The organism is Salibacterium aidingense DSM 18341 (assembly GCF_000429685.1).
In the GTDB taxonomy this organism is placed as follows: Bacteria; Bacillota; Bacilli; order Bacillales; family Marinococcaceae; genus Salibacterium; species Salibacterium aidingense.
Window position 1 is genome coordinate 35670 of record NZ_AUCI01000010.1, and the last position, 13377, is coordinate 49046.

Annotated in this window: 11 protein-coding genes and 1 other annotated feature; of the genes, 5 read left to right on the plus strand and 6 right to left on the minus strand. The window is 44.2% G+C overall.

Features of this window, described 5'->3' with window-relative positions; translation table 11 throughout:
- Window positions 1–20: 20 nt before the first annotated feature.
- A complete protein-coding gene (locus G475_RS0111120) occupies window positions 21–653 on the minus strand; it encodes a GNAT family N-acetyltransferase (RefSeq protein ID WP_026701369.1) in 633 nt (210 codons plus the stop codon).
- Window positions 654–915: 262 nt separating this feature from the next.
- Between G475_RS0111120 and acsA the strand changes: the two genes are divergently transcribed.
- Window positions 916–2634 carry an acetate--CoA ligase gene (acsA, locus tag G475_RS0111125; protein WP_026701370.1) on the plus strand — a complete coding sequence of 573 codons (1719 nt, stop codon included), beginning with the start codon at window positions 916–918 and terminating at the stop codon, window positions 2632–2634.
- 27 nt (window positions 2635–2661) lie between these two features.
- On the opposite strand, the gene G475_RS0111130 is transcribed toward acsA, so the two are convergent.
- Complete coding sequence (locus G475_RS0111130) at window positions 2662–5658, minus strand: transglycosylase domain-containing protein (RefSeq protein WP_026701371.1); 2997 nt, start codon at window positions 5656–5658, stop codon at window positions 2662–2664.
- A gap of 136 nt (window positions 5659–5794) precedes the next feature.
- Window positions 5795–6003: a binding site (T-box leader), on the plus strand.
- A gap of 48 nt (window positions 6004–6051) precedes the next feature.
- Here G475_RS0111130 and tyrS point away from each other — a divergent pair.
- Together tyrS and G475_RS0111140 are read left to right on the plus strand one after the other, a co-directional pair.
- Window positions 6052–7329, plus strand: coding sequence for a tyrosine--tRNA ligase (gene tyrS, locus G475_RS0111135; RefSeq protein ID WP_026701372.1), 1278 nt, complete (start codon window positions 6052–6054; stop codon window positions 7327–7329).
- A gap of 118 nt (window positions 7330–7447) precedes the next feature.
- Window positions 7448–7822, plus strand: coding sequence for a potassium transporter TrkG (locus G475_RS0111140; protein ID WP_407636202.1), 375 nt, complete (start codon window positions 7448–7450; stop codon window positions 7820–7822).
- Window positions 7823–7991: 169 nt separating this feature from the next.
- Here G475_RS0111140 and G475_RS27540 read toward each other — a convergent pair whose 3' ends face one another.
- Window positions 7992–8144: a hypothetical protein gene (locus G475_RS27540; RefSeq protein ID WP_035710975.1), complete on the minus strand. Its 153-nt coding sequence runs from the start codon at window positions 8142–8144 to the stop codon at window positions 7992–7994.
- A 147-nt stretch (window positions 8145–8291) separates the two neighbouring features.
- Entirely contained in the window at window positions 8292–8894 is a 603-nt protein-coding gene (rpsD, locus tag G475_RS0111150; RefSeq protein WP_026701374.1) for a 30S ribosomal protein S4, read from the minus strand.
- Between the two features lie 437 nt (window positions 8895–9331).
- On the opposite strand from rpsD, the gene G475_RS24815 reads away from it, so the two are divergent.
- Window positions 9332–11083 (plus strand): sensor domain-containing diguanylate cyclase, encoded by a 1752-nt coding sequence (locus tag G475_RS24815; RefSeq protein WP_051302424.1) that lies wholly within the window; start codon window positions 9332–9334, stop codon window positions 11081–11083.
- 44 nt (window positions 11084–11127) lie between these two features.
- Here G475_RS24815 and G475_RS0111160 read toward each other — a convergent pair whose 3' ends face one another.
- Window positions 11128–11613, minus strand: a complete 486-nt coding sequence (locus tag G475_RS0111160) for a GAF domain-containing protein (protein ID WP_026701375.1) — start codon at window positions 11611–11613, stop codon at window positions 11128–11130.
- Between the two features lie 197 nt (window positions 11614–11810).
- Here G475_RS0111160 and refZ point away from each other — a divergent pair, with 197 nt between their 5' ends.
- Window positions 11811–12464: a forespore capture DNA-binding protein RefZ gene (refZ, locus tag G475_RS24820; protein ID WP_051302426.1), complete on the plus strand. Its 654-nt coding sequence runs from the start codon at window positions 11811–11813 to the stop codon at window positions 12462–12464.
- On the opposite strand, the gene hisJ is transcribed toward refZ, so the two are convergent.
- A complete protein-coding gene (gene hisJ / locus G475_RS0111170; protein WP_035710978.1) occupies window positions 12461–13258 on the minus strand; it encodes a histidinol-phosphatase HisJ in 798 nt (265 codons plus the stop codon). The two genes, refZ and hisJ, sit on opposite strands and share 4 nt — an antisense overlap.
- Window positions 13259–13377 lie beyond the last annotated feature (119 nt).

Here is a 13377-nt window from a genome sequence, read left to right on the forward strand (position 1 = left end):
GAAAAATCCCCCCTTTTTCTTTAATACATAAAACGATTGGAAAACCGAATATTGTCAAACTGCTGGACTGCATCATCACTTACACGGCTGCCGATACGTACCATTAAGCAGTTGGCCGGGTGGGAACAGATTTCCGGATCATCGGTTGCCATCCATTTCAAGCCGCCGGCATTCATCATTTTCTCCATTACTTTTCTGTAGTCCCATATCGATAAATGACTTCCTTTTAAATCCCAGTGCCAGTAATATTCTGTCGTAATAATAATATAATCTTCCATAGCATCATCGAGCATGGAGAATTCCAGCAGCCGGGTGCCGATTTTCGCTCCGCGGTATTCATCTGCTATTTCAATCGCTCCAAGTTCGAGCAGGGTGTCCATATTCGCCTCTGACCAGCGTTCCAGCGGGTCTGGGTAAACAAAGGTCACATAACCGACGATGGTTTCCTCGTCAATCACAGCGTTGATCCGCCCTTCCGGCAGATCTGCAATACCGATTAATGCTTTCTTTTGTTCTTCCGGTTTGCGAAAGGAGACAAGCCCTTCATGAAAATCATAGCTGTGAATTTTTGTTCCGGAAACAGGGCCTTCCATAAGCAGCGTATGACCCTGTACCTCAATCTCTCTTGAATAATACGTTTTCTTATGGATCATTCAAGTACCACCTTTGTTTTCACTCGTTATTGTTACAGCCTATTATACATCATGAGAAAAACGGCTGGGAGAATGAAAATAAATTTAATAGATTAACTGAATTTTACAAAATAAGCAGTTTAAAATGAAATGACAGTGGAATATAAAAAGAAGCAAGAGGAAAAGGAGTGTGATTAATCTGTAAATTAAATTGAAGTAACAGTATGAATATATTATAATGTGTATTAGAACACAAATACATAGGAAGAGAGGAAGATGATATATGAAAGTGCAAACGCTTCCATCTGTTGAAGGCAATTATAACTTAAAAGATTACGAAAAAACAGTGCAGAACTTTGATTGGAGCGAGGTTGAAAAGGAATTCAGCTGGCATGAAACCGGAAAAGTAAATCTGGCCCATGAAGCAATTGACCGTTTTGCCGATTCGGAAGACAAGAAAAACCAGGTTGCGTTATATTACAGTGATGCAAACAGGGATGAACAGTATACATTTGAAGAAATGAAAAAATGGACCAATAAAGCAGCGAATGTAATGAGGGATGCAGGTATCCAAAAAGGAGACCGTGTTTTTATTTTTATGCCGCGCTCCCCGGAACTGTATTTTGCTGCGCTGGGTGCGATAAAAATTGGAGCCATTGTCGGTCCATTGTTTGAAGCGTTCATGGAAGGCGCGGTCCGCGACCGTCTGGAAGACAGTGAAGCCAAATCTATCGTAACGACGCCGACTCTCCTTGAAAGAGTGCCAGTAGACGATCTTCCCCACCTCGATACCGTATTTCTACTGGGGGACGATGTAAAGGAAGAAGGACCGCACTATGACTTTAAAACACGCCTCGAAAACGCAAGTGAGGATTTTGAAGTGGAATGGGTGGACCGCGAAGACGGCCTGATTCTTCACTATACATCCGGATCGACCGGAAAACCGAAAGGTGTTCTTCACGTCCACAACGCTATGATTCAGCACTATCAAACAGCCAAATGGGTGCTGGATCTGAAAGAAGGCGATGTGTATTGGTGCACCGCCGACCCAGGCTGGGTGACAGGAACCTCCTATGGGATCTTCGGCCCCTGGCTGACCGGAACGACCAATGTGGTCCGCGGCGGACGTTTCAGTCCGGAAGATTGGTATGCTACCTTGGAGCGTTATAAAGTAACCGTATGGTACAGTGCCCCCACCGCCTTTCGTATGTTAATGAGCGCGGGCGATGAAATTGTAAAAAAATATGATTTATCCCATCTGCGTCATATCCTGAGTGTCGGAGAACCATTAAATCCTGAAGTAGTGATGTGGGGAGAAAAAGTCTTTAATCTCCGCATTCATGATACATGGTGGATGACGGAAACGGGCGCTATGATGATCTGTAACTACCCTGATATGATGATTAAAGCGGGATCCATGGGCAGACCGATTCCTGGTGTAAAGGCAGCTATTGTAGATGACCAGGGAAACGAACTTCCTCCAAACAGGATGGGTAATCTGGCAATCGCAAAGGGATGGCCTTCGATGATGAGATCTATCTGGAACCGTCCGGAAAAATATAACAGCTATTTTGAGCTGAACGACTGGTATGTATCCGGGGATTCAGCCTATATGGACGAAGACGGATATTTCTGGTTCCAGGGCAGGATTGATGATGTCATCATGACAGCTGGAGAACGCGTCGGTCCATTTGAAGTGGAAAGCAAGCTGCTTGAGCATCCATCCGTAGCAGAAGCTGGTGTGATAGGCAAACCGGATCCGGTCCGCGGAGAAATCATAAAAGCATTTGTGGCATTACTGGAAGGCGAAGAAGCAACGGAAGAATTAAAAGAAGATATTCAAACCTTTGTAAAAAAAGGCCTTTCCGCTCATGCTGCGCCGCGTGAACTGGAATTCCGCGATAAACTGCCGAAAACACGAAGCGGTAAGATTATGCGCCGAGTGCTGAAAGCATGGGAGCTTGACTTGCCGACTGGGGATCTTTCCACCATGGATGACTAAAATAGACGGAATAAAAAACGCCGCTGATTAATCAGCGGCGTTTTCGTTGTTTTCGTTATCCCCGTTGTTCTCCTCATTGCTGTCATCTGTGTCTTCTTCCGTATCGTTATTGTCTCCCCCGCTCCCGGAAGAATCGTTTCCACCATTGTCGCTGCCGTTCTCATTATCACCGGAAGAATCATACTCGTTTGAACTGTCTCCGGAAGGATCTGTTCCCTCATTTTCCGAATTATTATCGTCAGCATCTGAAGAGCCGGAGCTTCCGGAATTATCATTCCCACTCTCATCGTCACTTCCCGAGGAGTCGTTTGTCTCTTCATTGTCTTCTAAATCAGAGGAATCTCTGTCTGTGGAGGCAGACTGACTGGATTCCCTTCCTACAGAATCTACTGCTGTCACAAAATACGAACCTGCTCCAACAGAAAAAGAGGTGGAAGTGTTTTCCCGCACACTTCCCATCAGTGTGCCGTCACTGCGGTAAATGCGGTATCCCACAATGTCATTGTCCCGGTGCTGCGACCATGTCACAGACCCGCCGCTGTACGAAACATCCGAAACAGGGGAAGGGGCGCGTCCATTATTAGGTGCTTCCCGTTCAGGGACGACATCTTTCCATTCATCCGGGAGATATTCTCCGACTTCCTCCACATCGAAATACTCTTCATTAATAGATATTCCATTTTCCGTAAATTCAGAAGGCGTGGAACTGTATGCCTGATAACGAGTACCGCTGATGGTCACATACGGTTCTGCGTTTAAACTATTGTCTGTTTCGGTAGGAACGTACTTTTCATTAAAGTAATCTGTTGTGGTAAAACCGGCATCCCGGCATTGCGAACTTGGAAGCTTTCCTGAAATGCCGCAGATTGTCTGCCGCACGATTCCATTCGGCTGTTGAAACCTATCTTCAAGCCCAAATACTGAATCATCGGAGTCTTCTTCTGCATCTGCTTCATAAGCTGCGTTCATCATGTCCGCCCATATTTGCTGGGTTCTTGCTCCGTAACTCAAACCTTTATAGTAGTTTGTGATTTCCTGCGGCGTATCGTAGCCAATCCAGGTGCCAAAGGTTACATTGGGGTTGAAACCGACAAACCAGGAATCATACGTGTCGTTGGTTGTCCCCGTTTTACCTGCCCAATCCCCGCCGAAATTCATCATTCCTGGAAGGGCGCTTGCGGTGCCCCCTGCTCCGAGGACGTCACGCAGGATATCCACAGTAAGAAATGTCGTCTGCGGGGAAAAGACTTCATTGCTTTCAGATTCATGTTCATAAACAGTTTCCCCGTCTTTCGTTTCAATTCGCTCCACCATATATGAATCATGATACTCCCCGTTGTTCCCGAACGTGGAAAAAGCATTCGTATTCTGTTCTACAGTGGTGCCATAGGTCAATCCTCCAATAGCTGCGGAAGGAAAAGGTTCATTGGGACCAAGATTGGTGAATCCCATATCCAGAAGGGCCTGTCTCGACACATCCCGGTCTATTTTTTCAAATGTCCGTACGGCGGGAGAGTTTCTGGATTCCTTTAATCCATCCCGTACACTGACGAATCCCTTATAGCTGTTTCCATAGTTGGTGTATTCTGTGCCATCACTGTTTTTATATTCTCCCGGCACGTCGGGAAGTACCGTTCCTGGCTGTACAACTCCCTGTTCCATTGCCGGACCGTAAGCGAGCAGCGGCTTCATGGTAGATCCGTTCTGCCGGTAAGCCTGGGTAGCATGGTTTAAGTTTTCCTGTTCGAAGTCCCGGCCGCCGACAAAGCTTAAAATGGCCCCGTTCTGATTATCGATCATCATCGCACCAACCTGTTCCTGTTCCACCCCTTCTTCTCCTTCTCTGTCCGGACCGTACCATTCAGAATTGGCGGCTGCGTTCTGCATGGCGTCATATATGTTCTTTTTTATTGTGATATGAACATTATATCCCCCGAGAGCGAGCTCATTATCTGCCTGCGTTTTGTATTGATCAAGCGTTTCCTGGCGTTCCCCCTCTTCCATATCTTCCAGGTTGACTCCGGCTTTCTCCATGAGATCCTCCCGGATAATTCTCTCAGCCCGCCGCTGTACTTCATAGGTTAGGTAGGGATAATCTTCCACCACACTTCCCTGCGGTTCAGCAAGATTCGCTTCCACATCATAATCAAGTGCTGTCTGGTATTCTTCTTCGGTGATAAAATTATTTTCTTTCATATTTTGTAGGACAAGTTCCATCCGGTTTAAACCGGCTTCAAAATCTTCCTTCACGTCCCCGCCCTGGGCAAAAGGAGTATAGGCATAAGGGTTTTTGGGAAGCCCTGCAATAAAAGCAGCCTGGGCCGGGTTTAATTCGGAAACGTCTACGCCGAAAATTCCTTCCGCCGCGGACTGCGCTCCGGCAATATTTCGTCCGTCCGCATTCCGTCCGAATGGTACAATGTTTAAGTACGCTTCCAAAATAGATTCTTTATCAAAGTAATTTTCCATTCGCATAGCCAGTGCAATTTCTTTTGCTTTTCTTTCAAAGGAAACTTCATTGGTTAAAATCTGGTTTTTCACAATCTGCTGGGTCAAGGTGCTGCCGCCTGTCTGGGTGCTTGCGTTGGAAAGTTCCTGATAGGTGGCGCGGAACAAAGCTTTAGGAACAATTCCTTCATGTTCAAAAAAGTACTCGTCTTCAGTGGAAATGACTGCATTTATCAAATGCTCGGACATGTCATCGAGAGAACGTTCTTTGCGCTCGAGACGGGCTGGGATCTCTCCTAAAAATTCACCGTCGCTAAAATAAATACCGCTGATTTCTTCATAATTGTAAATCTGGTCTTCGAATTCTTCCTGGCTGTAAGCTTCCTGGTCTTCTACAAGAGACAGGAAATATCCGGCCCCGGCAGCACCTGCAAAAAGGCCAAGGGAGATAAACAAAACAAAAGAGATAAGCAATAAGTTCCAAAACACGTGCGATGTAATATTTAACCCCTTGATGACCGGTTTATTTTTGAAAGAATCAAAAGCTTGATTTAGTTTTTCAAAAAAGTTTTTCATGGATAATTCCTCCTAAACATCAACGACATTATAGCATAACCTGCCAGCGCTTCCTATGGATTTTGCAGATTTTTATCAAGCCTCGTTGACAGAGTGAAAACAGGTATGGTAAAAGATATATAGTCTCTAATATTATAAGGAAGCATCGAAAGCTTGAAGTAACTTGCATTCTCCCTGTCTTCAGAGAACCGGTGGCTGCTGGAAACCGGTACAAAGAATGAAGCGAACTACGTGCTGGAGCTTTTTCTGCATTAAACAGCGGAAACGGAATTCCCGTTATAGAAACCGAGTGGAAAGTGTGTACTTTCAACAAGGGTGGTACCGCGATGAATCATCGTCCCTTCCAGTAAATGGAAGGGATTTTTTAATTCTATAAAAAAGGAGTAAGCACAAATGGATATTTTACAGGACTTAAAGAACAGAGAGCTGGTCAATCAGGTTACCGATGAGAAGGGGCTGCAGCATCTGCTCCAGAATAAACAGGTCACTCTTTACTGCGGGTTTGATCCTACCGGAGATAGTCTGCATGTCGGACATTTATTAACGATTATCACTTTACGCCGTTTTCAGCTTGCCGGTCATAAACCCCTTGCCCTTGTTGGCGGGGCCACAGGGCTGATTGGAGATCCAAGCGGAAAAAAAGCAGAACGCACGTTAAATGAAGAAGACGTGGTGAAGATGTACACAAACCGGATCAAAGCCCAGCTTCAGAAATACCTTGATTTTGAAGGCGGTAAAAAAGCAGAGGTGGTCAATAATTATGACTGGCTCGGGAATATGTCGGTCACGTCCTTTTTAAGAGATGTCGGAAAACATTTTAGTTTAAATTACATGTTGTCCAAAGAATCGGTGGATTCCCGTATTCAATCCGGAATATCTTTCACCGAATTCAGCTACCAGATTTTGCAGTCTTTTGACTTTCGCCATCTCTACGAAGAAAAAAATTGTCAGCTTCAGATCGGGGGAAGTGACCAGTGGGGCAATATCACGGCCGGTCTTGAACTCATCCGCCGGATGAAAGGAGGGGAAGAAGGAGAGCAGCCCCAAGCGTACGGTTTCACGATTCCTCTCGTAACGAAGGCAGACGGGGAGAAATTTGGTAAATCAGAAGGGGGAGCGATTTGGCTTGATCCAGAAAAAACTTCCCCATACGAATTTTATCAGTTTCTTATTAATACAGATGACCGGGATGTTATCAAATTCATTAAGTTTTTCACGTTTCTTACAGAAGAGGAAATTATATCTTTGAAAGAAGAAGTGGAAAAGCGCCCGGAAGAACGCAAGGCGCAGCGCCGGCTTGCGGAAGAGGTGACGGCGTTTGTCCACGGAGAAGAAGCGTTAAAACAGGCCCGGAATATAACAGAGGCCTTGTTTGGCAGCGGAGGAGATATAAAACAACTGACAGCAGAAGAAGTCCAGCAGGGCTTCAAGGATGTCCCGACCCATGTCGTGGAAGAAAAAGAGATCGGACTTATTGACTTGTTGGTGCAGTCCGGCATTGCGTCATCCAAAAGACAGGCCCGGGAGGATATTTCCAACGGAGCGGTCTACATCAACGGCGACCGCTGTCAGGAGTTAGATAAAGTGATCGGAGACCCAGATAAAATTGACAATGCCTTTACCGTCCTCCGACGCGGCAAGAAAAAATATTTCCTCATTCAATATGCTTAACTCAGCAGGAGGACATTTATTCCGCTACTTCTTCCATTTTTCGCATTTGGAGGGGAGGATCGGACATATATTCCGTTATCTCCCTTTTTCAGCGTAAAAAAGGCCGTCCAGGATCCAAATAGCGGAATATATGTCCGAAAAAGCTGCTCCAGGCCCCTCATTCTGCCATTTAACGGAACAGATGTCCCAAGGTATTCTTCGTTCTTATATCGTATCGGATGTCTCCGTGGTTCTCACTGGTAGTGCGGTGATTATTTTAACAGCTACAGAACCATTCCCTTTAACTTCTATTATTTTTGAAGTTTCTTCAGCATTTAGTACAACGGGCTTATCGATGGGAATAACGGCAGATCTGAGCACTCTTGGAAAGGTCGTAATAATGATGTTGATGTTCATCGGCCGGATTGGGATTTTTTCCTTTTTATTTATTATGCGAGGGAAAGTTAAAGGGGATACTTACCATTATCCTAAAGAGCGGGTTATCATTGGTTAACTGTGGACGCTAGTACAATGGATATAATCTTGTTATAAAATGAGAGAGGCAGAGCGGGGGGTGAATGCTGGTGTCTGCTCTCTTCGACTTTGCAATAATGGTTGAATGAAAACACAGATGGAGTATTGATATAGAATAAGAAAAGCAGGGGTCATCTGACAGCCCCTGCTTATTTAAACAATTTCTTTAATCCTTTACCAGTGATTTTACCGGCTGCGCGTCTTCCAATTCGTTTACCCGCCGTACCTTTTTTGGCAGCGTTGATATCTCCCAGGATCCGGCTGATTTTATACAGAGCACTTCTTATTTTACTAATGTTCATACAACCCTCTCCTCATTATTAAATGATAACAGCCTGCCTACACAAAATATAGTATTAAAAATTTTCCCTTAAACATAAAAAACCCTAGAAACCTTGATAAAAAGGCTTTCTAGGGTTAAGTCTACTATCGTTTATTATCCGGTGTCGTTATCTGGAATAGAACTCAACGATGAGCGCTTCTGTGATTTCAGAAGGAAGCTCGGAACGTTCCGGATAGCGGCTGTACACGCCTTCTTTTTTATCTTCATCAAATGTCAGATATTCCGGCACAAAACTATTGGCTTCCAGCGCGTCGTTTACCAAAGATAAATTTTGGGATTTTTCGCGCAGCCCAATAGTCTGTCCGGGCTTCAGACGGTACGAAGGGACGTCGACACGGCCGCCGTCTACTGTGACATGACCGTGGGTAACAAGCTGGCGTGCAGCTTTACGCGTACGGGCGAGACCGAGACGATAGACAATGTTATCAAGGCGGGATTCCAGCAGGATCAAGAAGTTTTCCCCGTGAACCCCTGGAAGGTTTCCAGCCTGTTTAAACGTGCGGAGGAACTGCTTTTCATTCAGTCCGTACATGTAACGGAGCTTTTGCTTTTCCTGAAGCTGTTCCCCGTATTCCGACAGCTTTCTGCGCTGGGTCGGGCCATGTTCACCCGGAGGATACGGGCGCTTTTCTAATTCTTTACCTGTTCCGCTGAGGGAAACACCAAAGCGGCGGGATTTTTTCCAAGTAGGTCCTGTATAACGTGCCATACAAGAACGCCTCCTTTTATTTATAAAAGTATTGGAAAAAGAGAACCATCGACAATCTCTTGACATGCTCATTTTGTTTTCATGTATCTTCGCCCCGACAGCTAGGGGGTACACAATACACCTTGCATTAATCTGTCAGCCGCGAATGCAAGGAACAAAATGACAAGGGTGCACATACCAAGTTTGCCCGGGCTGTCTTTTAACACAAAAGCCATTATACTATTTTTCTTTTTGTAAAGTCAACATACTGAAATGAATATTAAACTTATTAAGATTATTTCATTCATTTCAAAAAAATACAGGAAATGTTTTTCAAAATAAGTTATAATCTCTATATAGAAAATGGTCACAGGTAGAAAGAATCACGTTTTTGGAAAATAAGTGAGTCAGGAATTGGGACGAATAATCGCATAAAACGTGTATCGGTGGTGTGAGGTATGGAAAACAATAACTTATCATCAGAAGAATCAGCCCAATACCGAAAGATGTGGAAGGATGTTCTGTGCAGGGAAGATGTGCAGGAATTACTTGCTCCCTGCACTTTTTTCCTGAAAAGAGATAACGGAGAAGTCATTTCTACCTATACAGAAGGAACAATGCCTTCCCTTCGTGACCTTGAAAGGTATAAAGAGGAATCGCTGTTTGCTGAAGAAGAGAAGGGATTCACAGTGAAAGACAGATTGTGGAAAGCAGGAGCTGTTTTTCAGACAGAGACAAGCGCGGGTTCCGTCTTTCAAGGGTTTTTAACAGCACTTGTGCCATCTTTGAAAAAATGGATGATGAAAATAGAACATAAAGAAGAATCCAGTGAAGATAAACGTTATGAGTTAATGATTCAAGTAACAAAAAAATTTCACTCGTCTATGAAAGCTGATGCTGTATTAAAGGAGATCGTAAAATCCCTTGAATTTATATACCCTTCCAGCCGTATTGCCCTTCATCTTGCTCAAGATTGGAAAGTGCATACAGATCTGGCTCATATTGATTGTTCTTTTGGTTTTCAGGGGATGAATGAAAAAATGAAACAAACTTATTTACTGGGCCAGATCCAAATGGAAGATACGGAAAATTTCAATGTTTCTGTCCTTTATATTCCGCTTCTCGGAAAACAAGGGGTCTACGGGGTATTAAGCATGGAAGCACCGAAGACGCTCGTAAATAATGAAAAAGAGAGAGATTACATGAAGATGCTGGCTGATACAGGGGGAAATGCACTTGAGAATGCAGAGCTGTACCAACAATCCAGAACCTTGATAAAAGATTTACAGCTTATTAATGAGACGTCTCATATTTTGAATTCCAGACTGAAAATTGAAGAAACGGTGGAGAGTATGGAAACACAGATTGAGAAATTCATACCAGAAAGCCGCCAGGGTTATATTCTTACCGATGAAATCCGCAATCTTCGTGTTTTAAAGGATGACTATTTTAAGGAACCGGAGCGGCTGGAAATGATATTTCACGTGATGGACCGTTTCGAACACAACCAGGAAGCGGTGTTCATTGGAGATCTGGAGAGGGAATCCATGTATGATGTGGAAGGGTACCGGTCTATGATGGCAGTTCCGATGATACAAAGCAATGAACTAAAAGGGGCCGTCCTCGTGTTAGGAGAGATAGACAATGCGTTTACGTTTCACCAATTTAAAATTCTTCAGTCGCTGGTGCATCATTCCACGCTGGCATTTATTAATGCCACCCTTCATGAAAAGCTTGAAAACCTTGTCATCACGGATCATTTAACAAAACTTCATTCGAGGCATTTCCTGGACCAAAGAGTTGGAGAATCGATCCGAACCGACATACAGGGGACCTTTCTGCTGTTTGACATTGATAATTTCAAAGAAATAAACGACAGTTATGGGCATCAGACCGGAGACAGCATTATCGTTCAGGTTGGGCGGATTATTGAAGAAAATATTCGTACTGGAGATGTGGCGGCAAGATGGGGAGGAGAAGAGCTTGCTGTTTACCTGCCCTGTGCTTCGGCCCCTGCCGGGAGAAAGGTGGCAGACCGGATTGTAAGGCACGTTGAAAAAGCTTCCAACCCCGCCGTGACCATCTCCTGTGGCGCAGCAACATGGACACGTGAGGAGGAAATGACGCTGGATGAATTGTTTTTAAGGGCGGATCAGGCCCTGTACCGGGCAAAACGAAGCGGAAAAAACCAGGTTGTATATGAGATATAAAAACCACCGCCTCGATTTATTACAGAAGGAGGCGGCGGGCTGTTTTAGATATATTCCACTAAGATACGTGTGAACTTTTCTAAATGTTCCTGTTCTCCGGCAGTAAACCGTTCTGTGACAGGACTGTCAATATCCAGCACTCCTATCAGTTTATTTTCTTTCAAAAGCGGTACTACGATTTCAGAACGGGAAGCGGCGTCACAGGCAATGTGTCCCGGAAATTGGGTCACATCTTCTACTCTTACCGTTTTTTTCTCTCTGGCACTTGTACCACACACTCCTTTTCCCAACGGAATCCGGATACAAGCCGGCAAACCCTGAAAAGGAGCGAGCACAAGCTCGTTTTCCTGCGGCTGATATAAATAAAAACCCACCCAGTTCACATTTTCCAAAAACTGAAATAAGAGAGCGGAGGCGTTGGCAAGATTGGCTGTTTGATCTGTTTCTCCCTCCAAAAGGGAAATCAGTTGTTTATTCAACGTCTCGTATGCTTCGTTCCATGTCCCATTATAGGAGACCGGTTCAAACATGAGAATTCTCCTTCCTTGCAGTATCTTATCTGTAAAAAGTATAGCACAGCAGAAGAACCACCGTCTTTCATAGAGAAGTAAAGAAAGGCTTGGCGAAGAACGGTTGAAAATGTCGAGAACTTTTTAAAGGAAAACAGGCGGGACAGAAGGAAGTATACCATACAGCAGTATTGCACTAAAAAAGGAGGGGGATTGCGATGGATCCGGAAAACACCAGAGGCAGAATATTGGAAGCAGCGGCTGTCTTGTTTACCAACAAAGGGTTTCACGGGACCTCCGTGCGTGAAATTGCTAAGAAAACAGGCGTGAACCTATCGCTTATATCCTACTATTTTGGCGGCAAACAGGGGCTGCTTGAAGCCCTAATGGTAAACTTTCTGGAAGGTTATATAAAAAACCTGGAAGAAGCAGTGAAAAATCCGCGCCATAATTCGTTTGAAGTATTAATGGAAATGGCGGAGAAAAGCCTGTTTTATATGCAGAAATATCATTTGAGAGCACGTTTTGTCCTTCGTGAAATGACCCTGGATTCTACGTTTGTGCGTGAAATTACCACTACTTATCTCATGAAGGAAAAACATCTGTATGCTATGGTGTTAAAAAAAGGAATGCAGGAGGGGGTTTTTATACCTGTAACAATTCATTGGACCATTATGCATTTTCGGGCCATGGTACAAATGCCTTTTTTACATCACCAATATGTGCGGGAAGTCTTTCACATGCAGCCGCAGCAGGCTCCGTTTGTCACTCTTTATCTTAAAGAAATACGAAGCTGGGTGTTAAAAGCAGTCGTTAACCGTGATTATTTGGAACGGGAAAAACCCCATCGGTTTTTTTCCCAAAGTCTTTAGAAAGAAATCATTTCCTCAAGCCCCTGCATCATATCTTTGGCTTGATGTGCATCCGAACCATATATGAGGGGGATGCCTCTTTTTTTTGCTTCCCATGCAATGGAGTTGTCCGGGTATGGTTCCCTGCACATAGGCTTAGCTGTTCCGGCGCCATTGTAATCAAGCGTCATTTCTTCTTCATGCACTGCTTCCAGCAAGGGGCCGATATGTTTTTGGATCTCCATCTCTGGAAAACGCTGCTGAAATTTTTTTATCAAGGTGATGTGTCCCAGGCGGCGGGGCTTAAAATCACCGAGATCGCTCCGTATGGAAAGCAGGAGGGTGTGATAATACAACTGCGCTGTTTTTTCAGCAGAGCCTGTTTTCTCAATAAGAGAGGCGAAACTATCCAGACTGTAATCCAGGCATGTATATGTCGTATCAGTGCGAAGAAAATGGACAGATAGAATACTGTCGTCGAGGCGGGGCCCTGTCTCGTCCAGAAGCTTCTTTGTCTCCCTTTCAAACCCCTCGATAAAATCAATTTCCAACCCTGCTAAAATAGTAATATCTTTTTTATACTCTTTTTTTAAATCTTCAATTGTATAAAAGTAACGGTCCAGTAACTCCTGAGACATGGCACTATCCCTGCCGGGGACAGGATCTTCAAAATTTCCGGGAAGGGGAGCGTGCTCCGTGAAAGTAATGGAATGCAGGCCTTCGGAAACAGCACGTTCGATATAAGAGTGAAAAGAGTCGGAGGAACCGTGAGGGCAGAAAGGAGTATGAATGTGACCGTCTCTTTTTATTGACATAATATCTCCTCCATCAGCATATCATTATAAAATTTTGTAATTTTATTTATACTTCTTCCACATGAGAAGTATTTCCATGTTATCATAAAGGTATCTTTTTATATAACATACCAATGAAT